This window comes from Phaeobacter sp. JH204B (genome assembly GCF_048055755.1).
Taxonomy (GTDB): domain Bacteria; phylum Pseudomonadota; class Alphaproteobacteria; order Rhodobacterales; family Rhodobacteraceae; genus Phaeobacter; species Phaeobacter bryozoorum.
This window is the reverse complement of the sequence record NZ_JAYMXF010000012.1, coordinates 123,144-149,876: the sequence shown is the minus strand read 5'-3', so window position 1 is coordinate 149,876 and position 26,733 is coordinate 123,144. Positions and strand designations below refer to the sequence as shown.

The window sequence follows — 26,733 nt, the reverse complement described above, 5'->3', positions numbered from 1 at the left end:
GTCAAGATGACTGAAACTGTGCTGGACAAGATCAAGGCCTACAAGCTGGAAGAGGTCGCCGCCGACAAGGCCGCCAAACCGCTTGAGACGGTCGAGGCCGAGGCCCGTGAAGCCGATCCGGTGCGCGGCTTTGCCAAGGCGTTGATGGCGGCCGGCCGTCAGGGTTACGGGCTGATCGCCGAGATCAAAAAAGCCAGCCCCTCCAAAGGCTTGATCCGCGAAGACTTCGATCCCGCAACCCTCGCCAAAGCCTATGAGGACGGCGGCGCAACTTGCCTGTCGGTGCTGACTGACACACCCAGTTTTCAGGGGGCAAAGCCGTTTTTGCCAGCGGCCCGCAATGCCTGCGCCCTGCCGGTGCTGCGCAAGGACTTCATGTATGATACCTATCAGGTGGCCGAGGCCCGTGCCCTTGGCGCCGATTGCATCCTGATCATCCTCGCCTCCGTTTCCGACATGCAGGCCGCCGAACTGGAGGCCGCTGCCTTTGAATGGGATATGGATGTGCTGCTTGAGGTTCATGACGAGGAAGAGCTGGACCGCGCCTGCAAGCTGAAATCGCCTCTCCTCGGCATCAACAACCGCAATCTCAAGACCTTCGACACCACGCTCGACACCACGCGCACCCTGTCGCGGCTGGTGCCTGCGGATCGTACCATCGTCTGTGAAAGCGGTCTTGCGACGCCCCAGGATCTCTCCGACATGGCGCGGTACGGCGCCCGCAGTTTCCTGATTGGCGAAAGCCTGATGCGCCAGGCGGATGTGACCGCCGCAACCCGTGATATCCTCGCAAACCCGCTGATGCCGGGGGCCATGTGATGGCGCTCACACATTTCGACGGCAAGGGCGATGCCCATATGGTCGATGTCTCCGACAAGGCGGTGACCGCGCGGATCGCCACCGCCGAAGGCCACATAAGCATGGCGCGCGAAACCTTTGATATCATTTCGGAAGGTCGGGCAAAGAAAGGCGACGTTCTGAGCGTTGCCCGGCTGGCAGGCATCATGGGCGCCAAGAAAACGCCAGATCTGATCCCGCTCTGCCACCCGCTTCCGGTGACCAAAGTTGCCGTCGAACTGTCGCTCGATCCGGACCTGCCGGGGGTGCGCGTGGAAGCCACCGTAAAAACCACGGGCCAGACCGGCGTCGAGATGGAGGCGCTTACGGCTGTCTCCACCGCCGCGCTCACCGTCTATGACATGGCCAAGGCGGTGGATAAGGCGATGCAGATCGGCGGCATTCGCGTAACATTGAAAGACGGCGGAAAATCAGGCCGTTACGAGGCGTAGATGATCTCAGTATCCGAGGCCCTCGACACAGTTCTGAAACTGGTGTCCCCGATGCGGGTCGAAACGGTGCCGCTGCGCGCCGCAGCCGGTCGCGTTCTTGCGGCGCCGGTCTCGGCCAATCGCGACCAGCCACCCTTCGCTGCCTCCGCGATGGACGGCTACGCGGTAAAGGCCGCCGAGGTTGAGCGTGACGCCATGTTCAAGGTGATCGGAGAAAGCGCCGCCGGTCATGGCTTCAAGGGCCGCGTCGGCCCCGGTCAGGCGGTCCGTATCTTTACCGGAGCGCCAGTGCCCGAAGGCGCTGATTTTGTGGTTATCCAAGAGGATACAAGCCGCACCGGATCCCTGATCACAATCTCGGATCATCCGGGGCCCGGCAACAATATCCGTCCCAAGGGTGGCGATTTTCAGCTCGGCAGCACGATCGCGGCGCCGCGTCTGCTGTCGTCTGCCGATATCGCGCTGCTGGCCGCGATGAACATCGCCGAGGTGCCGGTGCATGTACGTCCGACCGTTGCCCTGATCTCGACCGGCGATGAACTGGTGCTCCCCGGCGATACGCCCGGCCCCGACCAGATCATCGCGTCCAACACCTTTGGCCTCGATGCGCTGCTCACGGCGGCTGGCGCCCGCGTCCGCATTCTGCCAATCGCCCGCGATACCGAAGGCAGCCTGCGCATGGCCCTGGATCTGGCCCGCGAGGCGGATCTGATCGTGACCATTGGCGGTGCCTCGGTGGGCGATCATGATCTGGTTGCCGGGGTGACCGAAAGCCTGGGTATGGCGCGCGCCTTCTACAAGGTTGCGATGCGCCCGGGAAAGCCGCTGATGGCCGGGACACTGGGCCGGTCCGCCATGGTCGGCCTGCCGGGAAACCCTGTGTCTGCAATGGTTTGCGGCCATGTCTTCCTGTTACCGATGCTGCGCGCCATGCAGGGGCTCCCGCCCCATGGTCCGCAACCGGCCGAGGCCCCCCTGGCGCAGGACCTGCCGGCCAACGGCCCGCGTACCCATTACATGCGGGCGCGGCTCAGCGCGGCCGAGCTGCATGTGTTTGACGATCAGGACAGCGCCCGGCTGACATTGCTTGCCGAGGCCAACGCGCTTGCCATCCGTCCCGCCAATGATCCGCCCCGCGCCAAGGGCACGATGCTTGCCTACCTTCCGATCTGATCGGATACGGCGATGCACGTCGGCGGATTTCACTTTGCCAACAATTCAGCATCAATTCGGCTGCGTTTGACAGGTTTCATGCGACATGCCGTTGACACAAAACGGGAACATGCGTAGAACAAAGCGAAACATCGAGCGGCTGAGAGGGATGTCATGCTGACGAAGAAGCAACTGGACTTGCTGGATTTCATCAACACACGTCTGCAAAAGGATGGCGTCCCCCCCAGTTTTGACGAGATGAAGGTGGCGCTTGACCTGCGCTCGAAATCGGGCATCCACCGGCTGATCACCGCTTTGGAAGAACGCGGATTTATCCGCCGCCTCGCACATCGTGCCCGCGCGATCGAGATCATCCGCCTGCCGGACAGCCTCGGCAGCGCCCAGCAGATGACAGAGGCAGCGCCATCCGAACCGGCCAATCAGGTCTCCGCCCCGGCAATGATCGCCGCGATGGAGCTGCCCGTGATGGGCCGCATCGCCGCCGGCGTCCCGATTGAGGCGATTAACCAGGTCTCCCATCAGGTCGCGGTCCCGGCCTCCATGCTGTCAGCCCAGGGGCAGCATTTCGCGCTGGAGGTCCGTGGTGATTCAATGATCGAAGCCGGCATCAATGACGGCGATATCGTTGTCATCCGCGAAACCTCCGTGGCTGACAATGGCGATGTGGTGGTTGCGCTGGTCGATGGACAGGAAGCCACGCTGAAACGCATCTACCGCAAAGGCAGCACCATTGCGCTGGAGGCGGCAAACCCGGCCTATGAGACCCGCCAGTATCCGCAGGATCAGGTAAAGGTGCAGGGCCGCCTTGTCGGACTTATCCGCACCTATTGACCAGAGGGTCGCCCTCGAAGGTTACCCGCCCCAAGAAACACGCCTTTGAAAGAGGCTGTCGAGGATTATCACCTGTCGCGCTGCGGAGTGTGGCTCCACAGTCGGTCACCAACCACGTCACTTGCCGAGATCCAGCGCCCGTCCGGTTGCAGTTGCACACTGCCAAGGGTGCGCAGGCTATCAGCATCAAACACCCTGCAGCCCCCCACCGGTGACAGTGGCGTAGCGCTGACCAGCACCGCGTCCGCCGAACAATCGCTCAGCGCTTCTGCGGCCGCCTTGCCAATCACATGGATCAGCGGCTGATCAGAGATCGCGAGATACGCCGACACCGATTTGCCCGCAACGCTGGGCGCCGCCACCGCGATCCGCTGCCACAGCTGCGCACGCTCGGCCTGGGTTAGCAGGCTGCCGTCGTTCTCCGCCCATCGCTCGGCCGCATAGCCATGCCCCTTTGCGCGGGACAAGGCGCGGCCCTGCGCTGTCATCACGCCAACCAGCCCACCATTTGGCGCGATCAGGACCACGGGTCGGGGATGTCCGTACCAGAGCCCCGCTGCCGCCAGCAGAACCGGCAGACCAACCCAGCGCAGCGGCCCTCGCCAGAGGGCCAGCAGCAGCGCGCCGAGGGCAACCAGCGGCAACACCACGGCGGGCGGCATCTGGACCGCACCCTGCGCGCCCTCCAGTCCGGCCACCCAATTGGCAACCGACAGGATCCAGCGGATGCCGAGGTCCATCAGCGCCAACCCGACACCGGATGCCCCGACCGGTGCGAGGCAGAGCGCCAGCACCGCCGCAGGAACCACCAGCAACCCCATAACCGGCACCGCCAGAACATTGGCCAGCAACCCGTAGTGAGACAGCATATTGAAATGCGCCGCCCCAAAGGGCGCCGTGGCAACGCCCGCAACCAGGGACGACAGCACCACCCCACCCACCATCCGCAGCCAGCGCGCGCCACCCGGCGCAACGTGATCCCGCAGCGCGCCGAAGACGACCACCAGCGCCGTTGTCGCCGCAAAACTCATCTGAAATCCGGGGCCAAGCAGGCTTTCCGGGCGGATCGCCAGGATCACCAGTGCCGCAAGCGCCACCGCCCGCAGCGACAGGGCGCGCCGATCCAGCAGCACCGCGCCCAGCATCATCGCAACCATGACATAGGCACGGGTACTGGCCACCTGCATGCCTGACAGCAGCAGGTAGGCGCTCGCCGCAAGCAGCGCACCAACCGCGGCCAATTTCTTGGCGTTTACCCGCTGCGCATAGGCCGGAACCAGCGCCATCAGCAGCCGCAGGCCGCCAAAGACGACGCCCGCCAGAAGCCCCATGTGCAGCCCTGAAATTGCCAGCAGATGTGCAAGGTTGCTGGCTCTAAGCGCCTCCAGTTCCACCTGCGAGATGGCAGAGCGATCCCCGGTGGTAATGGCCGCGGCAAAGCCACCTGTGGCTTTCGGCATCTGGTCACGGATACGGTCGGAAATCCGCTGTCTCAGCTGCTGTACGGGCAGATCAGACCGGCTCGGCTGAACGCGCAGAACCGGGACCCGAGTATAGCCAACAGCCCCCAGGCGCTGATACCAGGCGTGCCTGCGAAAATCAAAGCCATGGGGCTCCACCGGTCCCTGCGGCGGCATCAGATGTGCGGTGGTCATGACCCGGTCGCCGATACCCGGCAGCGCGGCCCCGACCGGCAGTGACAGCCTCACCCGTGCCGGAGTGGCCCCAGCCGCCAGACGGTCCAGCACAGGCTGATCGAGGGTGATGCGCAGCCGGTCCCGGGCGGAGCGATCTATCGCGATTACCCGCCCTTCGACCGGGCCGTAATAGCGAAAGCTCAGCACCGGGGCAGCAACCGAATGGGCGCGCATCCCGGCGGCCGCAAAGCCGAGCGCGATCGTCACAATCGCCCAGCCCAGAAACACCAGCCCGTTCTGCCTGTCACCACGTCGCAACAGCAGCGCCCCAGCCAGCGCTACGCCGCCCAGGCCGAAATAGTGAACTGCCACAGGTTCAAACCGCAGAGAAAAGAAAACCCCGATCCCGGTGCCGAACAGGACCGGCACCCAGGGAAACAGCTCCCCGCGCTGGGATTGCAGCAGACTGTCAAGAATGCCCAGGGCGCGCATGCTTGCTCCTTGCCTTCTGGCTCGGTAGACAGGCGACAAAACTACCCTTTCCATGGTTTCCAAAAGGTAAATCACCCCCATGTCCAAACCGGTCGTCACCCGTTTCGCCCCCTCTCCCACCGGCTATCTGCATATCGGTGGTGCGCGCACCGCGCTGTTCAACTGGCTTTATGCCCGTGGGCGCGGCGGCAAATTCCTGCTGCGTATCGAGGACACCGACCGCGAGCGCTCCAACCCCGAGGCGACCGCCGCCATTCTGCAGGGCATGGCCTGGCTGGGTCTGGATCACGATGGCGAGGTGGTCAGCCAGTTCGAAGGCGCCGAACGTCATGCCGCCGTCGCGCGTGAACTGCTTGAGGCGGGCAAGGCCTATAAGTGCTTTGCAACGCAGGACGAAATTGCCGCCTTCCGCGACCAGGCCAAGGCCGACGGCAAATCGACGCTCTATCGCTCGCCCTGGCGAGACGCCGATGCCAGCAGCCATCCCGATGCGCCCTATGTGATCCGCATCAAGGCGCCGCAGCAGGGCAGCACCGTCATCCGAGACGAGGTTCAGGGCGATGTCACCATCAAGAACGAGCAGCTTGACGATATGATCCTGCTGCGCTCGGATGGGACGCCCGTCTACATGCTGGCCGTGGTGGTGGATGATCACGATATGGGCGTCACCCATGTCATCCGGGGCGATGACCACCTCAACAATGCCGCGCGCCAGATGATGATCTACGAAGCCATGGGCTGGGATGTTCCGGTCTGGGCCCATATCCCGCTGATCCATGGCCCTGATGGCAAGAAACTGTCCAAACGCCACGGCGCCCTCGGCGCGCAGGAATACCAGGCGATGGGCTATCCGGCTGCGGGCATGCGCAACTATCTGGCGCGTCTCGGCTGGAGCCATGGCGATGACGAATTTTTTACGGATGAGCAGGCCCGTGACTGGTTCGACCTTGACGGTATCGGCAAAAGCCCGGCACGATTTGACACCAAGAAGCTCGAAAACCTCTGTGGTCAGCACATTGCGATCAGCGATGATGCTGCGCTGCGGAATGAGCTGCAGGCCTATCTTGCCGCTGCTGGCAAACCACAGTTAAATGACGTTCAGTCAAACGATATTGAACGTGCGATGTATTGCCTCAAGGACCGGGCCAAGACTTTTCCGGAGCTGCTTGAAAAGGCTCATTTTATTCTGGCTTCACGCCCGCTCGATCTCGACGAGAAGGCGGCAAAGGCCCTGGCATCTGTATCCGACGGTATACTGAGTGAATTGACGCCGCAGCTGCAAAATGCTAGCTGGTCCCGAGACGATCTGGAGGCGCTTCTGAATACATTTGCAGAAGCACGGGATACCAAGTTCGGCAAACTGGCAGGCCCGTTGCGGGCAGCGCTGGCAGGCCGTGCGGTAACACCTTCAGTTTTCGATATGATGCTGATTCTGGGCCGGGACGAAACACTGGCCCGACTCGCCGACGTTGCCGACTGACCCCATCGTTAACCGCTGGGTAAGCCGGTACCGCTATGACCTCACCTGCGCGGTTGCCGTGCAGGTGCTGCCTGCACAAGGCGGGGGCCTCCCCCGCTTTCGCGCCTGTATCAGGAAGGGACATCTATGACCGATACAAAGAAAACCGCCCAGCTCAGCCTGAATGGCGAAACTTACGAGCTTCCCATTTTTTCGCCGACGACCGGGCCCGATGTTCTTGATATCCGCAAGCTCTACAGCCAGGCCGGTGTGTTCACCTATGATCCCGGTTTCACCTCGACCGCAAGCTGCGACAGCACGATCACCTATATCGACGGCGGCAAGGGTGAGCTGCTGCACCGCGGCTATCCGATCGACCAGCTGGCATCCAAATCGCACCACCTCGAAGTCTGCTACCTGCTGCTTTATGGTGAACTGCCGACCGCAGCCCAGCTGGAAGATTTCGAGACCCGCGTGACCCGTCACACCATGGTGCATGAACAGATGCACAACTTCTTCCGCGGTTTCCGCCGCGACGCGCATCCGATGGCAACCCTGGTGGGTGTTGTGGGTGCGATGTCGGCTTTCTATCACGACTCCACCGACATCAATGACCCCTGGCAGCGTGAAGTGGCCGCGATCCGCTTGATCGCCAAACTGCCCACCATTGCTGCGATGGCCTATAAATATTCCATCGGCCAGCCGTTTGTGTATCCGCGCAACGATCTGGATTACGCGGCCAACTTCCTGCACATGTGTTTCTCGGTTCCGGCAGAGGAATATCACGTCGACCCGATCCTCGCCCGCGCGATGGACCGGATCTTCATTCTGCACGCCGATCACGAGCAGAACGCGTCGACCTCGACCGTGCGTCTGGCGTCCTCGTCCGGCGCGAACCCCTTTGCCTGTATCGCTGCGGGCATCGCCTGCCTCTGGGGTCCGGCCCACGGCGGCGCCAACCAGGCCTGCCTGGAAATGCTGAAGGAAATCGGCTCCGTTGACCGGATCCCCGAATTCATCGAACGCGCCAAGGACAAGAACGATCCGTTCCGTCTGATGGGCTTTGGCCATCGGGTCTACAAGAACACCGATCCGCGCGCCAAGGTGCTGAAACAGTCCGCCGATGAGGTTCTGGAGCTGCTGGGCGTTGAAAACAACCCGCTGCTGCAGGTCGCCAAGGAACTGGAGCGCACTGCGCTCAACGATGAGTATTTCATCGAGAAGAAACTGTTCCCGAACGTCGATTTCTACTCCGGCATCATCCTTGAGGCGATGGGCTTCCCGACCTCGATGTTCACACCGATCTTCGCGCTGTCGCGCACCGTCGGCTGGATTTCGCAGTGGAAAGAAATGATCGCGGATCCGCAGAACAAAATCGGTCGCCCGCGCCAGCTCTACCTCGGCGAAACCGCCCGCGATTACGTCGACATCGAAAAGCGCTGACCGGCAGCCGGTCTGCCCAGACCTCGCTGACCATCACAGATATGTGCCCTGCCTCCTAGGAGGCAGGGCTTTTTCATGGCGCCGACCTTGCAACCCCCAAGGCGCGCGCCCGCGCCGCAGTGCAACACATCTTTAGATTGCAGGTCCGCGCCTTTCGGATAGGTCAACAATCAAAAGGTTAGGTCCGGGATGTTTCCAATGCAGAAACCTGGTTAACCCTTTTCATCGCATTTTACTCAACTACGAAGGGTTTCGATTGACGAATTTTGACCTCGGCAATAGGCATAATCGCAATTGCTAATTAAACCTTAACGGGAGACGCACCGTGCTAATGCTTATGACAATGTTGGGGGTCGGCCTGCTGGCGGGTGTGATCATCAACGATTCCGACGATTCCGACAGCAATGACTCCAACGCAGATGAAAGCGGTAACGAGGAAAACGCGACCGTGATCGAGGGCAGCGAGGGTGCCGACCTGCTGTTCGGCACCACCGGCAGCGAAAACCTGCTTGGCGGTGAGGGTGACGACAATATCGACGCACGCGGCGGTCCCGATACGATCGAAGGCGGTGCAGGCGACGACCGGCTGGACGGTGGCTCGGCAAATGACAACGTCTTTGGTGGCGATGGTGATGACACTCTCATCGGTGGCAATGGCGCTGATTTCATGCGCGGCAATGCCGGTGACGACACGCTGATTGACACCCGCGGCGCGGATCATCTGGTCGGCGGTCAGGGCAATGACCTGATCATCGCCGCAGGCATTCTGGACGAAGGCGCCTATGAAGACATCGTTCAGGGCCGCGAGACGCCGACCTCCGCAGCCGAGGTCAACGCCCTGCTGAACTTTGACTACACGGTCGATCAGGACGCTGCTGGCGATACCATCAATGCCGGTGCCGGTGACGACTCCGTGCTCTTTGGTCTCAACGATACGGTGACCGGTGGCAGCGGCAACGACAGCTTCGAAACCGGAGCCTGGCTGACCGAGGATGAACAGGCGACCATTACCGATTTCACGGCGGATGATGACCGGGTGGTCTATTACTACGACGAAACCGAAGACGAGCCGGAGCTGGAGGTGATCACCCGCGCAAATGAGGACGGCGGCACCGATGCCTATCTCGTTGCAGACGGCGAGGAGGTCGTGCGCCTGATCAATGCCGGAGCCAGCTTCAACCTGGCCGAACATGTCGCCCTGGTGGCCCGCAGCAGCTGACCAGGTGATCTGCCGGGCCGGGTCAATTGATCCGGCCCGGTCCGGCAGGCCCCTTGGCGCAAAAAGAAACCCGCCCCCGCGCAGTCGATGCGCATCAGGGGCGGGTTTTGCATTTCAGGAACGGCATCAGCCGATCACGGATTGCACCGTCTTAGCGGCCTTCGAACTTCGCGGGGCGTTTTTCCATAAAAGCGGTGACCCCTTCCATGAAGTCCCGGGTCTTGCCGCATTGGCCTTGCAGATGGGCCTCCTCGGACAGCTGCTCCGGCAGGCTGTTGCCATAGCCATCGCGGATCGCGCTCTTGATCGCGCCGAACGCACGGGTCGGGCCATTCGCCAGATAGGCCGCACGGGCGCGCCAATGGGCGTCAAATTCGGCGTCGGGAATGGCTTCCCAGATCATGCCCCAGTCGCTCGCCTGTTTGGCGGAGATCTTATCGGCGAACAGCGCGGCCCCCATTGCCTTGGCCATGCCCATCTGGCGCGGCATGAACCAGGTGCCGCCGGCATCCGGCATCAGGCCAATACGGGCAAAGGCCTGCATGAAATAAGCGCTCTCGGTGGCGATCACCACATCGGCGGCCAGCGCCAGATTGGCACCCGCACCCGCAGCCGGGCCGTTTACCGCGGCAATGGTCGGCACCGGGCAGTTATAGATCGCCTCCAGCATCGGGGTGTATTCATCCCGCAGCGTCCGTTCCAGATCCAGCTTGCCCTGGCTTGCGGCGTCGGACAGGTCCTGCCCCGAACAGAATGACACGCCGGAACCGGTCAGGACCACCGCACGGGCCTCTTTGCCCGCGCGCTGCATCGCATGGGTGATCTCCGCCCGCGTCAGACCGGTCAGCGCGTTCATCTTTGCGGGTCGGTTCAGCGTCACAACGGCCAAGCCGTCTTCCAGCGAGAACAGAATTTCCTTGTAATCCATCAAAGGGCCTCGTGGTTAAAGGTTTTTCGCAGACTTGCCTATGCAAGCCCGCAGGAAAAGGCAAACGCCGCGTAACCTCTTACTGCAAAACCACCCGCGGGGGGGCGCTGGCCGGCGCTGTGCCGCTGCGGTTGTATGGGCGGTCCAGTCGCCCCCACCCGCGCGGCGCGTCTTGGTGACTCAGTCTTTCAGGATGCGATCGAGCTGCGCACGTTCCTGCGCGCTAAGGCTGTCGGCGCCGGGGTCCTCCGCCTCCGGAGTGCGGCTGCGGGCGCGGATATAGCCCCCGGCCAGCAGCAGCGCCATCACCAGCATCAGCGGACCGGCGGCATAAAGCAGCCAGTTGGCACCATTTGCACGCGGGCTGAGCAACACATATTCGCCGTAGCGCTCCACGATGAAGGCCATCGCCTCGGCGTCGCTGTCACCGGCCACCAGCCGCTCGCGCACCAGCAGGCGCAGATCACGGGCCAGATCGGCATTGCTTTCGTCGATATTCTCGTTGCGGCAGACCAGACAGCGCAGATCCTTGGACAGCTCACGCGCGCGACTTTCCAGAACCGGATCATCAAGAATTTCGTCAGGTTCAACCGCCAGCGCCGGGGTGCCGGTGGCAACCATCGGAGCCAGCAGCGTCAACGCCAGCAACAGCCGGGCAAGAAACAGTCGTGTCATTCGGCGGGCACTCCTTCACGCGGGGCGCGGCGCGCCCCTGCCGCAACGCGGAAACGACGGTCACTCAGGCTCAGCAGACCACCCAAGGCCATCAACAGGCAGCCACCCCAGATCCAGTTCGCCAGCGGTTTGATATAGGTCCGTACCGTCCAGCCACCATTGGCCTGCTGGTCGCCGATCACCACATAGAGATCGCGCAGGAACCGGTAGTCTATCGCCGCCTCGGTGGTCGGCATCCGCGACACCGGATACTCACGCTTCTCCGGGTTCAGCAGCGCCACGAACCGCCCTGCCCGGGTCACTTCGATATCCGCCATGGTGCTGAAATAATTCGGCCCCTGCACCCGGCGGACGGCCTGCAGCTCCAGCGTATAGGCGCCGACGTCGAAGGGCCGGTTCACCTCGGCCACGCGAATGTCTTCGTCCTGCCAGGCGGTCAGCCCGGCGATGGCAAAGATCGTGACCCCCAGACCGGCATGGGCCAGCGCCTTGCCCCAATCCGCACGCGGCAGGCGCAACAGACGCTGCCAGCGCCCGGTCGCGCTGCCCCGCAGCCAGAGGTCAGCAAAGGCGCCAACCACGATCCACACCCCGAGGAACAGCCCGATTGGCCCCAGGCCGGACCGGCCGGTCTGCATCGCCCAGGCCAGCACGCCAAACGCCAGCGCCAGCGCAAAGACAAAACGCAGCCGCCAGGCCGTGCGCGCCAGAAGGCCGCGTTTCCACGGCAGCATCGCACCCACCGGCAGGAGCGCGCCCAGCACCACCATGAAGGGGGTGAAGGCTGCGTTGAAGAACGGCGGACCCACACTCAGCTTGCGATCAAAGGCCATCTCCGCCACCACCGGCCAGAGCGTGCCGAAGAAGACGACAAAACAGCTCACCGCCAGCAGGATGTTATTGGCCACCAGCGCGGTCTCGCGGCTGACGAGGCCAAAGACCCCCTTGGCCTGCATCGCCTGTGCGCGCAGCGCAAACAGCAGCAGCGCGCCACCGGTGAAAATCGCCAGAATATAGAGGATGAACACCCCGCGCTCCGGGTCGCTGGCAAAGGCATGGACCGAGGTCAGCAGGCCGGATCGCACGATAAACGTGCCAATCAGCGAAAAGCCAAAGGCAAGAATGGCCAGCAGGATGGTCCAGCTTTTCAGGGCTTCGCGCTTTTCCACCACGATGGCGGAATGCAGCAGCGCTGCCGCCAGCAGCCAGGGCATGAAGGAGGCATTTTCCACCGGATCCCAGAACCAGAAGCCGCCCCAGCCCAGCTCGTAATAGGCCCACCAGGACCCCAGCGCGATGCCGATGGTGAGAAAGATCCAGGCCGCCAATGTCCAGGGCCTGACCCAGCGCCCCCACGCGGCGTCAATCCGCCCCTCGATCAGCGCCGCCACGGCAAAGGAAAACGCCATGCTCAGGCCGACATAGCCGAGGTAGAGGAACGGCGGATGAAAGGCGAGACCGGGGTCCTGCAACAAGGGGTTCAGCCCCTGCCCGTCAAACGGCGGCACCGCAAGGCGCAGGAACGGGTTTGAGGTAAACAGGATGAAGGCAAAGAACGCCACGCCAATCGCCGCCTGTACTGACAGCACCCGGGCCTTCAGCGTTGGCGGCAGGCCATTGCCAAAGACCGAGGCCACGGCGCCAAACAGGCTGACAATCAGCACCCAGAGCAGCATCGACCCTTCGTGATTGCCCCAGGTGCCGGAGATTTTGTAAAGCATCGGCTTGGCGGAATGGCTGTTCAGCGCCACCAGCCGCAGCGAGAAATCCGACGTGATAAAGGCCCACATCAACGCCCCAAAGGAAAAGGCGGTAAAGAAGAACTGCGCCTGCGCCGCAGGCTCGGCCACCGACATCCAGCCGGGCCAGCGGAAATGGGCGCCAACCAAGGGCACCACCATCTGCACGGTGGCAATCACAAAGGCAAGGATGAGGGCGAAGTGACCGAGTTCTGTAATCATAGCCTATCTATAGGGCGATCCGGCAAGGCCGCCAATCGCAATCGGCGCGTCCTCACGCCGCAGTGTTCGCTGTTCTGAGGGCACAGGCGTCGCGTACACCACCCCTGTCACCTGGCTGCTCGGGAGAGGGCCATCCAGTCCTCCAGCGCTGGATTTTCAACGAGATCATAATCACTTGCGTCGACATCACCATGCAGCACCGGTGAGTTTGCCGATGCCGGGCCCTGAGGGTCGGCGCGGCGCAGCGCGTCGATCCGGGCGACATTCGCCGCGACCGCCGGAACCTGCGCGAGGCTTTCGGCGATCTCGCGCTGGAACCCCTGGCTTTTGAGCTGCTGGCGTGCCCCAAAATAGAAGGAGACGATCACGCCCAGCAACCACCACAGCGGCTCCGGGACCAGCGCCAGCCCCTGCATTCGGGCCGCAAACCACACGGGATCCACCATCGCCGAGCCGAGCAGCGCCAGCGTCGACAGCGCCAGCAAGGGCCGCGGCAGCCGGTTCAGCCCGTCCATCCAGCGGTCGAACCAGCCTCTGGGCGCGCTGCCGCCGCCACGGGCAAATTCCGCCGCCAGCTGGGCCAGCGCATCGGCGCGGCGCGCCTGATCCCGCTCCGCACCGGCTTCGGCGTTCTCGCGAAACACCTCCAGCGTTTCGACAACGACATTCCGCTCCCGGCCGAACAGGCCCCGCAGCACATCCGCAATCAGCCCCATGTCGCCACCCGTGCCTGAAATTCTGCCGGGCTGAGGTGATATTGCGGCGAGATGAAGCTTTCGGCCCGCAGGATCCAGCCACCCTTGCCGCCCTTGCGGGTTCGGGCATATTTGCGGCTGGCCGGACGCCGGTCGGCAATGCGAAAGTAATAGTTCCGCCGGGCCACGCCATAGGCGTCCCGCAGCGCAACGCGGCCGATCTTGGCCGCCGCGCGGGCCGCCGTGGCGGTCTGCGGGCCGATCCGCCCATCCACGGCCAGCTCATAGCCCATCTGCACCAGCAGGCGCTGCAAAATCCGCACCGCATTGGCGCCGGCATTTACATACATGTCAAAGACCGAGGGCTGAAGCACCTCCGGCAGCGCCGCGATCCGGGGCCGGTCGAAGTAATGCCGGATGTAGAGATCCACCGCCTGCGCCTCGCTGACAGCCGCGACATCCGCCTTGTCGATGTCCCCATCACCGGTCAGATCCATGCCGAGGCGCTGGAGCGTGCCGAGTGTCACACCGTGTTTGGTGGCGCCGCCGGGATCATCCGGGTCGTCCACATAGCCGCCTTCGCGGGCGATGATTTCCTGAGCGATGGCTTTGATGTCCTGCATGGGTCAGTCCCTTTGATTGGTTCGGGACACCAGCATGACAATGAAAAATGAGCGCACCCGGACCTCGGCGCGCGCTCGGATCGCAACACCCGATCCGAGCGCGTGATCGGGTGTCAAGACAACTGGAGAATCAGCTCTCCGGGGCCTGATACACGCCTTGTTCCTTTAGCGCGTCCATGACCTCTTTCGGCATATAGGTCTCATCATGTTTGGCAAGTATTTCAGAGGCTTCAAACACGCCATTGATGTAGCGACCGGTGCCGACCATACCCTGGTTCTCAGAGAACAGATCCGGCAGCACACCGGTATAGGTGACCGGGACTGAGGCGCCGCCATCCGTCACCACAAAGCGCAGCGTCTCGCCCTGACCACGCACGATGCTGCCCTCCTCGACCAGCCCGCCGATGCGAAAGACCTCGCTTGCCTCCGGTGGCGCCGCAATCACCTGGCTGGGCGAGCGGAAGAAATTGATGCCGTCGCGCATGGCGTAGCCAATCAACGCCGTCGCCACCACCAGCGCCACAGTGGTGAGCGCGATGATCTGGATACGGCGTTGTTTCTTCAGTGACTTCATCGGAGCCTCTTGGGTGCGGTCCGGCGCCGGAGGGCGCCAGACAATCGGGTATCAGGGGAACAGCGGCGCCATCATCAGCCCCGTGGTCTCCTCTTCACCTAACATCAGGTTGGCGTTCTGCAAGGCTTGCCCGCTGCTACCTTTTGTCAGGTTATCAAGTGCCGCAACAATGATGGCGCGGCCTTCGATCCGGTCTGCGGCGACCCCGATGTGGCAGAAGTTGGAGCCACGGATATGCCGCGTTGAGGGCGCCTCACCAAAGGGCAGCAGCTCGATGAAGGGCTCATCCGCATAAGCGCTGGCAAAGGTCTGATGGATCGTCTGTGCGTTCCCTTTGACATAGACGGTGGCCAGAATGCCGCGGTTGGCCGGCACCAGATGCGGGGTGAACTGCACCTTGACCGGGCGGCCTGCGATCTTGGAAAACTCCTGGTCAAACTCGCCCAGATGGCGGTGCGTGCCACCGATGGCATAGCCGTGGTACCCTTCGCTCAGCTCGGCGTGCAGCAGGTTTTCCTTCAGGCTGCGGCCAGCGCCGGAAACGGCGCATTTCAGGTCCAGAATGATGTCATCGAGATCAATCACCCCGGCCGCGATCAGCGGGCGCAGCGCAAACTGGCCCGTGGCCGCATTACAGCCGGTGCCGGCCACCAGCCGCGCGGATCTGATTTCCTCGCGGTAGAATTCGGTCAGGCCATAGACCGCCTCTTTCTGCTGCGCCAGCGCGGCATGGGGGTTGCCGTACCATTTTTCATATTCCGCAGGATCGCGCAGCCGGAAATCCGCCGACAGATCCACGATCTTCAGATCCTGCGGCAGGGCGGCAATCACGTCCTGGCTGGTCTTATGCGGCAGCGCGCAGAAACACAGGTCGATGCCCGCAAAGTCGATTTCGTCAATCTTGCAGAGCACTGGCAGATCCATATGGCGCAGATGCGGGAACACCTCGGCCATGGTCATGCCTGCCTTGCGGTCGGCAGAAAGGGCGGCAATTTCGATCATGGGGTGCTGATCAATCAGCCGCACCAGTTCAGCGCCGGTGTAACCGGAGGCGCCCAGAATAGCTACTTTATGGGTCATCATGGACCTCTTTGAAACAAGGGAAGAACGAGATGCCGCGTCGAGATTGCGGCAGTGATAGCAAAGACGGTGGTGACCAGAGTTGCGGCAGATCAAACGATCGCCGAAATCCGCTCACCGGCGCGGCTCAGGCCGCCTGAAAGATCATCTCTCGTCGCAAGAACTGCGTGGCGCGATCGCTGACGCGGCTCGGCACACCGGTGGTGTAGAACCCGCCCTGCCCCGCGCCCATCATATGGGGATGACGCTCCAGATAGTCGGCAAGGCTCTCGGCCACCAGTTTGCCCTGGCTGAACACCTGAACCCCGTCGCCCAAAGCCGCCTGAAAGATATCTTCCATCAGCGGGTAATGGGTGCAGCCAAGGATCGCCGCCTGCGGCTGTGGCATCTTGCGCTTCAGCGCATCGACATGGCTGCGCACCAGCGCCTCGGCAAGGATCATGTCGCCGTCTTCGATGGCATCCACAACACCGCCGCAGGCCTGCGCCTCGACATCGACGCCGATGGCGCGGAACGCCAGTTCACGCTGGAACGCGCGGCTGGAGACGGTGGCGGGCGTTGCAAACAGCGCGACATGTTTCACCGCAACTTCGCGCGGCGGCGAATTGTCGCCCCACTGCCGCTCGGTCAGCGCTTCGATGAGAGGGACAAACACACCCAGCACGCGCTTGCCCTCGGGCAGCCCGCCTTCCTGCATCCGGCGCAGAGCCGCCGCCGAGGCGGTGTTGCAGGCCAGAATGACCAGATCGCAGCCCTTGGACCACATGTCTTCAACTGCGGCCTTGGTCAGCTGGTAAATGTCTTCGGCATCGCGCACGCCATAGGGCGCATGGGCGCTGTCCGCGTAGTAGAGGAAGTCCACATCCGGCAGCCGCTCCTGCGCGGCATTCAGAACCGTCAGCCCGCCAAGGCCGGAATCAAAGATACCTACAGCCATCTGTCTCTCTCGCTCACCGCTCAGGCGCGGTGTTTCTCCTCAAACTCATACCCATAGTCATAGGATTTGAGTGGTTTCGGAGACAGCTCATACGTGGCTTTGCGCAGGAAATCCATCATTGCTTTTGCGTCACCTGCCAGCGGATCGAGGATCTCGCGCCCGATCGGGCTGCCGATGGCGACCCGGACCGGCGTATCCACCCGTTTGCGAAACTCCTTGATCAACAGGCCCATACGCAGAGTCGGGTGGACATGGCTGGCGATCTGGAACAGCCGGGAGGTATGCCCGTCGAAGTAGATCGGCACCACAACCGCGCGGGATTTGGCGATCATCCGCGCAGTAAAGCCACGCCAGACCGGATCCATCGGCGGCACCATCGGCCGCAGAAAGGGCCGCGCGGCGGTGGACACCGTGCCGCCCGGAAAGATGCCGATCGCGCCGCCCTGCCCCAGATAGTCCAGCGCGGTCTTGCGGGTCTCCAGATTGGTCTTCAGTGCCGTCTTGGTTTCGGCAAAATCAATCGGCAGGATAACGCGGGACAGATCGTCGGCCTTGCGAAACACCTGATGCGCCAGAATGCGGAAATCGCCCCGCGCCTCGGACAGGATATGCCCCAGCATCAGACCATCCAGAATACCGTAGGGATGATTGGCGATCACCACCACCGGCTGATCCTTCGGGATATTGGCAAGCGTACCTCCCAGCAGCTCCAGCTGCAGCCCGTAGCGGTCGCGCATGACAGTCCAGAAGCTCTGCCCGGCGGCGACATCCGCCTCATAGCCTTCGGCACGTTTGATCAGCTGTAGCCGCCCGGTGGCATTCTCCATCACCCGGATCATCGCCCGTCCGGGCCGGGTCTGGGCGGAATACGCATAAGAGAGATCGCGTGCGCTGCGCATCGCCTCACGTCGTGATCCAGTGTCTCTGGCATAGCTGTTCATGTTGCCGGGCGTGCTGCGGATGGACGACATAGCGAGCCTCGTGGTCTCAGTCTCTGGTTTACGCAGGGGCAACCAGCCCCCCGCTCAGGCTATAGGGCCTGCGCCCCGGTCTACACAACCAGGGTAACGGCGATGCGACAGCGGGTTGGCAATCTGTGTCTTTCCGGTTCCAGATCCCCCGGACCAACGACAAAGGGCGCCCCCGATCCGACCGGTAACGCCCTTCCGAAGTGGTCTGGCCCAAGTGGCTCGGCCAGAACGACCGCCAGCAGCGGCCCGCGTTATTCCGCGGCCGTCTTCAACTCGCTGCCGCCCTGACGCAATGCGGCCAGCAGTTCCTCGCGGCGTTTGGCGGCCTTGGTCTCGTTGGCCTGTTTCACCGGACCAAAGCCGCGGATTTCCAGCGGCAATTCCGCCAGCGTAATCAGCGGCGCCATGATCTCAGGCGATGCCTTGGGCAGCCATTCCTTCATGTCGGCCTCATACTGGCTGATCAGCGCCCGCTCCATCTTGCGCTCGGCGGTATAGCCAAACACATCCAGCGGCGTGCCACGCAGGCCTTTGAACTTTGCCAACAGCCGCAGCCAGCGTTCCAGACCCGGACCAAACTTGCGCTTTTTCGGGCGCCCGTTGGGATCGGTGCCAGTCAGCATCGGCGGCGCGAGGTTGTAGGAGATCTTCAGATCGCCCTCGAACTCGGCCTCGGCTTTCTCACGGCTCGACAGCAACAGCCGCGCCACCTCATATTCGTCCTTGTAGGACAACAGTTTGTGGTAGCCCTTGGCCACAGCTTCCTTCAGCGCTTTGTCAGAAATGCCGTCCAGCATCTTGCCATAGCGCTTGGCCAGACGCGGCCCCTGATAATCGACCAGCTGCGCACTGCGGAAAGCGATTTGATCCTCCAATGTCTTGGGCAGTTCGACCACATTGGGGGCAATCAGCTTCTGCACCTCCTGCGGATATAGCACCGCCCAGCGACCGATATCAAAGGCGCGCAGATTGCGCTCAACCGCAGCCCCATTGAGGGTGATCGCCTCGCGAATGGCCTCCAGGCTGATCGGCAGCAGACCGCGCTGCCAGGCGGCGCCAAAGATCATCATGTTGGAGAAGATCGAGTCGCCCATGCTGGCGCGCGCCAGTTCGGAGGCGTCAAAAAGATCCAGACGATCCCGCAGACGGGCCTCAAGCGCGACCTGAAGCCGATCACTCGGGATCTGGAAATCCGTGTCGCGGGTGAAATCACCGGTGATGATCTCATGGCTGTTCACCACCGCACCGCTCTTGCCGGTTTTCATCAACCCGATGGTTTTTGCCCCGGCAGACACAACCAGATCGCCGCCGATCAGCGCATCACATTCGCCAGTGGCCACGCGGATGGCGCTGATGTCTTCGGGTCTGTTGGCAATGCGGCAGTGGATATGCACCGCGCCGCCTTTCTGGGCGAGACCGGCCATCTCCATCATGCCAGCGCCCTTGCCATCAATCTGCGCGGCCTGCGCCAGCACGGCACCGATGGTGACAACGCCGGTGCCACCGACGCCGGTGATAACCACGTTGTGGGTGCCATTGATGCTCGGCAGCTCAGGCGTGGGCAGGTCCGGCAGGTCCAGTGCGGCGGTCGGCTCCTTGCGGATCTTTGCCCCTTCGATGGTCAGGAATGATGGGCAGAAGCCTTTGACGCAGCTGAAATCCTTGTTGCAGGACGATTGATCAATGGCGCGTTTGCGGCCCAGTTCGGTTTCCTTCGGCACGATGGAGACGCAGTTCGATTGCACCCCGCAATCGCCACAGCCCTCGCAGACGTCGGAGTTGATGAACACGCGCATGTCGGGATCGGGGAACAGGCCCTTCTTGCGACGGCGGCGTTTTTCGGCGGCGCAGGTTTGAATGTAGATGATGGCGGAGACGCCTTCGACCTTCTCAAACTCCTTCTGTACCACCATCAGCTCCGCACGCTCATGCATCCGCATACCTGCCGGGAACAGCTTGGCGTCGACATCTTCCTTCTCGTCATAGACCACCGCGATGGTTTTCACGCCCATCGCCGTCAGCTCATGCGCGATCTGCTGGGCGGTCAGCCCGCCCTCGGCCTCTTGTCCGCCGGTCATGGCGACCGCGTCATTATAGAGGATCTTGAAGGTGATATTGGTGCCTTCGGCCAGCGCCGCGCGAATGGCCTGCACGCCGGAGTGGTTGTAGGTGCCGTCGCCAAGGTTCTGGAACACGTGCTTGCGGTTGGAGAACGGCGCCTCGCCGACCCAGTTCACACCTTCGCCGCCCATATGGGTGAAGCCGGTGGTCTCGCGGTCCATCCACTGCACCATGAAATGGCAGCCAATCCCGGCATAGGCGCGGGAGCCATCCGGCAGCTTGGTCGAGGAGTTATGCGGACAGCCCGAGCAGAAATAGGGCAGACGGGCAGCGATTTCCTCGGCGTTGTCGGCACGCTTCGCCTCATCCAGCGCCGAGAGACCAGCACGGATCGCCTCGGTCTCGCGGCCCTCTTCGATCAGGATCTGGCCGAGCTTTTCGGCAATCATGATCGGGTCGAGCGCATATTTCGTCGGGAACAGCTCGTCGCGGTGCATCCCGCCTGCGCCGCCCTTGTACCAGCCGTAGACGCGGCGGCCCTTGCGCTCGTCAAACAGGGCTTCCTTGATCTGGATCTCGATCAGCTTGCGCTTTTCCTCGACCACAACGATCAGGTCCAGATCTTCGGCCCAGGCGTTGAACCCCTTCATGTCCAGAGGCCAGGTCTGGCCAACCTTATAGGTTGTAATCCCCAGCCGTTCGGCCATGGTCTCGTCGATGTTGAGCAGCGACATCGCGTGGACCAGATCCAGCCAGTTCTTGCCCGCCGCGACAAAGCCGATCTTGGCGCCCGGCTTGCCCCACATGCGCTTGTCCATCTTGTTGGCGTGGCTGAAAGCCTCCGCCGCAAAGCGCTTGTAGTCGATGATCCGGTTTTCCTGACGGAAACGATCATCATCCAGACGAATGTTCAGGCCATCGGCCGGCATGTCGAACTCCGGCGTGACCAGCTGCATACGGTCCGGGTTGCCATCGACGACCGATGTCACCTCGATCGTGTCCTTCATGGTTTTCAGACCAACCCACAGCCCCGAAAAGCGGCTGAGCGCAATGCCGTAGATCCCGTAATCAAGGATTTCCTGCACGCCAGCCGGGCTGACGATGGGCAGGTAACAATCCATCAGCGACCATTCCGACTGATGCAGCACGGTGGAGCTTTCGCCGGTGTGGTCATCGCCCATCGCCATCAACACGCCGCCATATTTCGACGAGCCGGCCATATTGGCATGGCGGATGGCATCGCCAGAGCGATCAACCCCCGGCCCCTTGCCGTACCACAGGCCAAAGACGCCGTCATATTTGCCCTCGCCACGCACCTCGGCCTGCTGGGCACCCCAAAGGGCGGTCACGGCGAGATCCTCGTTCAGACCGAATTGAAAGGTGACATCGCTTGCGGTCAGATGTTTTTCCGCCCGCTTCATCTGCATGTCGACAGCGCCAAGCGGCGAGCCGCGATAGCCTGTCACCAGACCAGCCGTGTTCAGCCCCGCCGCCTTATCCCGGTGTTTCTGCATCAGCATCAGACGCACCAGCGCCTGGGTGCCATTCAGCATCACCGGTGATTTTGTCAGATCGAATTTGTCGTTCAGAGAAATCTTCTGCGTGCTCATCCTGGGCCTCCCCAACCTCGATTAGCTTGCACTTCTTGGCGATATATTAGGTCATAATTGCTGACCTGTATACTGTTTTCTGCCGGAATATGTTTCTGACCGCCCTATCAAATTGAAAGTTTCGATACATTTCATATAGGCTACATCAGAGGCATCGAAAGTGACGGGTATGGATTGGGATAAGCTTAGAATATTTCACGCGGTGGCGGACGCAGGCAGCCTCACCCATGCAGGCGACAAGCTGAACCTGTCGCAATCGGCAGTCAGCCGACAGATTCGCGCATTGGAAGAGAGTCTGAGCTCGACGCTGTTTCACCGCCACGCGCGGGGGTTGATTCTCACCGAACAGGGGGAGCTGCTGTTTGACGCTACGAAATCGATGTCAAAACGGCTGGAAGCCGCCTCTGCCCGCATTCGCGACAGCGAGGAAGAGGTGTTTGGCGAATTGCGCGTTACCACCACCTTTGGCTTCGGCACTCTGTGGCTGGCGCCGCGCCTGACCAAGCTTTATGAACATTACCCCGATCTCAAGATCGACCTGATGCTGGAGGAGCGGGTTCTTGACCTGCCCATGCGCGAGGCCGATGTGGCGATCCGCATGAAGGAGCCGAGCCAGGCCGACCTGATCCGCAAGCGGCTGATGACGGTGCAGATGAAGCTTTATGCTTCCCGTGCATATGTCGAACGCAACGGCGCGCCGGAACAGGCGGAGGATATCGCAGATCACCGGCTGATCTGCCAGAACCCGCGCTCGGCGCAGGTTGGCTCCGCGGCTGTCCTGGTACAGAAACTGATGACCTATAACCCCTCTTCGCTGCTCACCGTGAACAATTACTTCGGTGTCTTGCAGGGCGTTATCCACGATCTGGGCATTGGCGTTCTGCCCGATTACGTGACCGAGGACTTCCCGGATCTGGTGCCGGTGCTTCAGGAAGAGGATACCAGCGACGTGCCGGTCTACCTCGCCTACCCGGAAGAATTGCGCCACTCCCGGCGGATTTCCGCATTCCGCGATTTCGTCCAGAATGAGATTATTGCACATCGCAAGCACATGAAAGAACTGGGCAAAATCTAGCCAGATCCGAGCCATGCGCACAGCGCATAGCGGCCTTGCCATTTTCCAGGTCTGTTAACTCTTGATCGAGGCGCGCTGCCCCCCTAAATCACATCTCGAAGGCAGCGACGCTGTCGCCCTTCATACCTCCCTGTTGGACTTCGGCCGAGCTTAGTGCTCGGCCTTTTTTTTGGTTCAAACGCCGGCGGCGTGATCCGCAGAACTGGCCGCCGGATCAAGGCTTCGCTCGGCGTTATCCTAACGATCGGCACTCACAGGCCGGCTGGCAATGACTAGTCTGCGTGTAGCGTCGCCAGCGCCCCGCCTGCCGTCAACGGGCCTGCCGCCGCGCGCGATATTCAGGCAGCACATTTCCCCGGAACGCCGCAATTTTCACCGCAGCTGCTGGAAATCCGATCAGCCTGTGCAGATCACCGCCGATCTGGCGATCACCCCCATCATCGCGCGAAAAAAACTCAGGAACCTTTTGTCGGTCTCCTCCGTTGAGCAGCCAGAACGCAAGACAAATGCAACTGACTTGAAGGAGAGCCACTATGCTCCGCATGACCTCTATCGCCGCCCTGATCGCAATGACCGGCGCCGCCAGCGCCGAGGTGCTGACCGAAAACGCCACCCCGAACGATGCGGGCGAGACCTTTCTTGAAGAAAACATGGAATTCATGGGTGCCCCCGTGGTTGACGTCAACGGTGTCTTCCTGGGCAAAGTTGTTGAGGTCGGCACCGAGCCGGGCCCTGACCGCAAGATCCTGGTGGAGTTCCGCGACAGCTTCTCCGACAAGCTGAGCGGCATGCGCTTCACGCTGGACGGCATGTGGGAAACCGATGGCGTGCTGCGCATGGGCCAGACCACGGGCGAGCTGCGCACCATGCTGGAAACCTTTGCCAGTGAAAACCCTGAGAAACTGACCGACGGTTCCGTTCTGAACTGATCGCCACCGTCTGAGGGTCACGCCCCGCCGCAGCGCGGGACCGGGGACCATCATAAGGTCAGAGCCGTCGTGGCTCTGGCCTTTTTCATGGGGTCTGGCGCATCGCCCGCACCGTGATGCGCGCCCCGACGTGCCGAAATCCGCAGCATTGGCACGGCCAGGCCGACCGCCGCCTGCAAGTCTGCGCTTTTTCCTTCCCCCTTGGCCCTGCTTGCCCTAAAAGGCGCGCAATCGCAGCCATTGGGGACGTTTACGGATGCAAGAACCCGCCATCACGCCTGAACTGATTGCCAACCACGGGCTGAAGCCCGAGGAATATGATCTGATCCTCGACATCATCGGGCGGGAGCCGACCTTCACGGAGCTGGGGATTTTCTCCGCGATGTGGAACGAGCACTGTTCTTATAAGTCCTCCAAGAAATGGCTGCGCACCCTGCCGACCGAAGGCCCCCAGGTAATCTGCGGCCCCGGCGAGAACGCAGGCATCGTGGACATTGGCGACGGCGATGCCGTTGTTTTCAAAATGGAAAGCCACAACCACCCCTCTTACATCGAGCCCTATCAGGGCGCGGCGACCGGGGTTGGCGGCATTCTGCGCGACGTCTTTACCATGGGTGCACGCCCCATCGCGTCAATGAACGCGCTGTCCTTTGGCGAACCCTCCCACCACAAGACCCGGCGACTGGTCAACGGCGTGGTTGAGGGCATCGGCGGCTATGGCAACTGCTTTGGCGTGCCATGCGTCGGTGGTGAAGTGCGCTTCCACCCCGCCTATAACGGCAACTGCCTTGTGAACGCCTTTGCCGCCGGTCTGGCCAAGACCGACGCGATTTTCTACTCCGCCGCCTCGGGTGTTGGTATGCCGGTGGTCTATCTCGGTGCCAAGACCGGTCGCGACGGCGTTGGCGGTGCTACCATGGCCTCGGCGGAATTTGACGACACTATCGAAGAAAAACGCCCCACCGTGCAGGTCGGCGACCCCTTCACCGAAAAACGCCTGATGGAAGCCACGCTGGAGCTGATGCAGACCGGCGCGGTGATCTCCATTCAGGACATGGGCGCCGCGGGCCTCACCTGCTCTGCCGTGGAAATGGGCGACAAGGGCAAGCTGGGCGTCCGTCTGGATCTCGAAAACGTGCCGCAGCGCGAAGAGAACATGACCGCCTACGAGATGATGCTGTCGGAATCCCAAGAGCGGATGCTGATGGTGCTGAAGCCGGAGCTGGAAGCCGAGGCGCGTGCAGTGTTCGAAAAATGGGATCTCGATTTTGCCATCGTCGGCGAAACCATCGCCGAGGACCGGTTCCTGATCATGCACAATGGCGAAGTGAAGGCCGATCTGGTGCTGTCGAAACTGTCCTCTACCGCGCCGGAATACGACCGCCCCTGGGTGGAAACTCCCGCGCCCGAGGCGCTGAGTGATGCCGATGTGCCGACCATTGATCCGATCGACGGGCTAAAGGCGCTGATCTCCAGCCCGAACTATGCCGGCAAGCAGTGGGTCTATGAACAATACGACACCACGGTGATGGGCGACACCGCCCGCCGCCCGGGCGCAGGTTCCGGCATCGTGCGGGTCCATGGCACCGACAAACAGCTGGCCTTCACCTCCGACGTGACGCCGCGCTACGTCAAGGCAAACCCCTATGAGGGCGGCAAACAGGCGGTGGCCGAGGCCTACCGCAACCTGACCGCTGTCGGCGCCAAACCCTTGGCAACCACCGACAACCTGAACTTCGGTAACCCCGAAAAGCCCGAGATCATGGGCCAGTTCGTCGGCGCGATCAAAGGCATCGGCGATGCTGTGGCTGCGCTGGACATGCCGATCGTCTCCGGCAACGTGTCGCTGTACAATGAGACCGATGGCAAGGGCATCCTGCCGACCCCGACCATCGGCGCCGTGGGCCTGATTGCCGCGGGTGAAGAACCGATCATCGGCGAAGCGCGTGACGGCCATGTGGCGCTGCTGGTGGGGGAAACCGTGGGCCATCTGGGCCAGTCGGCATTGCTGGCCGAAGTCTTCAACCGCGAGGACGGCGACGCCCCGGCGGTGGATCTGGAAGCAGAGAAGCGCAACGGTGAATTCATCCGCGCCAACCGCGAGCTGATCAAGGCCTGCACCGACCTTGGCGACGGCGGCCTGGCGCTGGCGGCGTTTGAGCTGGCCGAAGCGGCCGGTGTCGGCGTGCAGCTTGACGCAGGCGACACCCCGACGGTTTTTGGCGAGGATCAGGCGCGCTACCTCGTGGCCTGCAACTTCGATCAGGCCGAGGCCCTGATGATGGCCGCAGGTCAGGCCGGTGTCACCATCACCACCGTCGGCAAATTCGGCGGCGACATGGTGAAAATCGGCGGCTCCGAAGCGCCACTGGCCGAGCTGGCGGAAATCTTCCGCAGCAGCTTCGCTGCTGCCGTTGCCTGAGCGCAGGCCGCGTTGGGGCATGGTCCTCGACACGATGATACCGGGTGGGATGGCATCGCCGTCCCACCCATTTTTTTGATGTCTCGCAGGTGACCCCATGCCCCTGTCCGGCCAAACTCCTGATATCGACCTCCCCGAACTGACAGCAGATTGCAGCCGCTGCGCCGCGCTCTGCTGTGTGGCCTACCCGTTTGAGGAGGACGAGGATTTCGCGATCCTGAAGGAGACCGACACCCCCTGCCCCAACCTCTCGCAATCCTGTTTCAGCTGCACCATCCACGCCAATCTGAATACCCGTGGCTTTGGCGGCTGTATTGCCTATTCCTGCGCGGGCGCCGGGCAGCGGGTGAGCGAGGTGCTGTTTCAGGGCGAGACATGGCGCGACGATGCTGACCTTCTGCCGCATATGACCCACGCCCTGCGTGTCCTGCGCCCCATCCATGAGGCGCTGTTGATCCTGCGCGAGGCAGCCGGCCTGCCGCTGCCGGACGCGCTGCGGGCCGATCTGAATGTTCTGATGGCGACGCTGGCGGTCAGCAACGGGCGCACAATCTGGGACTTTGAGGAGCCGCAGGTCCAGGAGGCGCTGGCCGAGGTGCCCGCCTTCATCCCGCGCCTTGCTCCCTATGTGACGCTGCGCGGCTAATCC

The 26,733-nt window shown here is 62.3% G+C and carries 23 protein-coding genes; 11 read left to right on the top strand and 12 right to left on the bottom strand.

All coding sequences use genetic code 11. The features are described from left to right. The first annotated feature begins 6 nt into the window (after positions 1–6). The 4 genes from trpC (at position 7) to lexA (ending at position 3,293) form a co-directional block, all read left to right on the top strand. Complete coding sequence (gene trpC / locus VXL81_RS08005) at positions 7–819, top strand: indole-3-glycerol phosphate synthase TrpC (RefSeq protein WP_416534868.1); 813 nt, start codon at positions 7–9, stop codon at positions 817–819. Beyond that, positions 819–1,289, top strand: a complete 471-nt coding sequence (gene moaC, locus VXL81_RS08000; RefSeq protein ID WP_340545695.1) for a cyclic pyranopterin monophosphate synthase MoaC — start codon at positions 819–821, stop codon at positions 1,287–1,289. Before trpC ends, moaC begins: the two co-directional genes overlap by 1 nt. Further along, positions 1,290–2,462: a gephyrin-like molybdotransferase Glp gene (glp, locus tag VXL81_RS07995; RefSeq protein WP_416553690.1), complete on the top strand. Its 1,173-nt coding sequence runs from the start codon at positions 1,290–1,292 to the stop codon at positions 2,460–2,462. Positions 2,463–2,615: 153 nt separating this feature from the next. Then, positions 2,616–3,293, top strand: coding sequence for a transcriptional repressor LexA (lexA, locus tag VXL81_RS07990; protein WP_340545697.1), 678 nt, complete (start codon positions 2,616–2,618; stop codon positions 3,291–3,293). A gap of 68 nt (positions 3,294–3,361) precedes the next feature. On the opposite strand, the gene VXL81_RS07985 is transcribed toward lexA, so the two are convergent. After that, positions 3,362–5,422: a ComEC/Rec2 family competence protein gene (locus tag VXL81_RS07985; RefSeq protein ID WP_416553688.1), complete on the bottom strand. Its 2,061-nt coding sequence runs from the start codon at positions 5,420–5,422 to the stop codon at positions 3,362–3,364. 79 nt (positions 5,423–5,501) lie between these two features. Between VXL81_RS07985 and gltX the strand changes: the two genes are divergently transcribed. The 3 genes from gltX (at position 5,502) to VXL81_RS07970 (ending at position 9,543) form a co-directional block, all read left to right on the top strand. Then, a complete protein-coding gene (gltX, locus tag VXL81_RS07980; RefSeq protein ID WP_416553686.1) occupies positions 5,502–6,902 on the top strand; it encodes a glutamate--tRNA ligase in 1,401 nt (466 codons plus the stop codon). A 126-nt stretch (positions 6,903–7,028) separates the two neighbouring features. Then, the gene (locus VXL81_RS07975) at positions 7,029–8,324 is read left to right on the top strand and encodes a citrate synthase (RefSeq protein WP_340545700.1); all 1,296 of its coding nucleotides are present in this window, start codon (positions 7,029–7,031) and stop codon (positions 8,322–8,324) included. 331 nt (positions 8,325–8,655) lie between these two features. Further along, positions 8,656–9,543 (top strand): calcium-binding protein, encoded by an 888-nt coding sequence (locus tag VXL81_RS07970; protein WP_416553684.1) that lies wholly within the window; start codon positions 8,656–8,658, stop codon positions 9,541–9,543. Positions 9,544–9,694: 151 nt separating this feature from the next. On the opposite strand, the gene VXL81_RS07965 is transcribed toward VXL81_RS07970, so the two are convergent. From VXL81_RS07965 to VXL81_RS07920, 10 genes are all read right to left on the bottom strand, one after another. Then, entirely contained in the window at positions 9,695–10,471 is a 777-nt protein-coding gene (locus tag VXL81_RS07965) for an enoyl-CoA hydratase-related protein (RefSeq protein WP_340545702.1), read from the bottom strand. A 180-nt stretch (positions 10,472–10,651) separates the two neighbouring features. After that, positions 10,652–11,146: a cytochrome c-type biogenesis protein gene (locus tag VXL81_RS07960; protein WP_340545703.1), complete on the bottom strand. Its 495-nt coding sequence runs from the start codon at positions 11,144–11,146 to the stop codon at positions 10,652–10,654. After that, positions 11,143–13,107, bottom strand: coding sequence for a heme lyase CcmF/NrfE family subunit (locus tag VXL81_RS07955; RefSeq protein WP_416553682.1), 1,965 nt, complete (start codon positions 13,105–13,107; stop codon positions 11,143–11,145). Before VXL81_RS07955 ends, VXL81_RS07960 begins: the two co-directional genes overlap by 4 nt. A 107-nt stretch (positions 13,108–13,214) precedes the next feature. After that, a complete protein-coding gene (locus VXL81_RS07950; RefSeq protein WP_416553680.1) occupies positions 13,215–13,823 on the bottom strand; it encodes a holin family protein in 609 nt (202 codons plus the stop codon). After that, positions 13,814–14,425, bottom strand: coding sequence for a holin-associated N-acetylmuramidase (locus VXL81_RS07945; RefSeq protein ID WP_340545706.1), 612 nt, complete (start codon positions 14,423–14,425; stop codon positions 13,814–13,816). The genes VXL81_RS07950 and VXL81_RS07945 overlap by 10 nt, the downstream gene beginning before the upstream one ends. A 130-nt stretch (positions 14,426–14,555) precedes the next feature. Beyond that, entirely contained in the window at positions 14,556–14,999 is a 444-nt protein-coding gene (ccmE, locus tag VXL81_RS07940; protein WP_340545707.1) for a cytochrome c maturation protein CcmE, read from the bottom strand. A gap of 51 nt (positions 15,000–15,050) precedes the next feature. Then, complete coding sequence (argC, locus tag VXL81_RS07935; RefSeq protein WP_416540114.1) at positions 15,051–16,079, bottom strand: N-acetyl-gamma-glutamyl-phosphate reductase; 1,029 nt, start codon at positions 16,077–16,079, stop codon at positions 15,051–15,053. Between the two features lie 127 nt (positions 16,080–16,206). Continuing rightward, on the bottom strand, positions 16,207–17,016 hold the full coding sequence (locus VXL81_RS07930) for a glutamate racemase (RefSeq protein ID WP_416540113.1): 810 nt from the start codon (positions 17,014–17,016) through the stop codon (positions 16,207–16,209). Between the two features lie 20 nt (positions 17,017–17,036). Then, positions 17,037–17,957 carry a lysophospholipid acyltransferase family protein gene (locus VXL81_RS07925; RefSeq protein ID WP_416553776.1) on the bottom strand — a complete coding sequence of 307 codons (921 nt, stop codon included), beginning with the start codon at positions 17,955–17,957 and terminating at the stop codon, positions 17,037–17,039. Positions 17,958–18,238: 281 nt separating this feature from the next. Next, positions 18,239–21,658, bottom strand: coding sequence for an indolepyruvate ferredoxin oxidoreductase family protein (locus VXL81_RS07920; protein WP_416553678.1), 3,420 nt, complete (start codon positions 21,656–21,658; stop codon positions 18,239–18,241). 169 nt (positions 21,659–21,827) lie between these two features. On the opposite strand from VXL81_RS07920, the gene VXL81_RS07915 reads away from it, so the two are divergent. Then, a complete protein-coding gene (locus tag VXL81_RS07915) occupies positions 21,828–22,733 on the top strand; it encodes a LysR family transcriptional regulator (RefSeq protein ID WP_340545711.1) in 906 nt (301 codons plus the stop codon). Between the two features lie 310 nt (positions 22,734–23,043). Here the strand turns inward: VXL81_RS07915 and VXL81_RS07910 are convergent, their stop codons facing one another. Beyond that, a complete protein-coding gene (locus tag VXL81_RS07910) occupies positions 23,044–23,265 on the bottom strand; it encodes a hypothetical protein (protein WP_416553676.1) in 222 nt (73 codons plus the stop codon). A gap of 1 nt (position 23,266) precedes the next feature. On the opposite strand from VXL81_RS07910, the gene VXL81_RS07905 reads away from it, so the two are divergent. From VXL81_RS07905 to VXL81_RS07895, 3 genes are all read left to right on the top strand, one after another. After that, the gene (locus VXL81_RS07905; protein WP_340545712.1) at positions 23,267–23,662 is read left to right on the top strand and encodes a hypothetical protein; all 396 of its coding nucleotides are present in this window, start codon (positions 23,267–23,269) and stop codon (positions 23,660–23,662) included. Between the two features lie 256 nt (positions 23,663–23,918). Then, positions 23,919–26,084, top strand: a complete 2,166-nt coding sequence (gene purL, locus VXL81_RS07900) for a phosphoribosylformylglycinamidine synthase subunit PurL (protein ID WP_416553674.1) — start codon at positions 23,919–23,921, stop codon at positions 26,082–26,084. 97 nt (positions 26,085–26,181) lie between these two features. Beyond that, positions 26,182–26,730, top strand: coding sequence for a hypothetical protein (locus tag VXL81_RS07895; RefSeq protein ID WP_416553672.1), 549 nt, complete (start codon positions 26,182–26,184; stop codon positions 26,728–26,730). Positions 26,731–26,733: the final 3 nt, after the last annotated feature.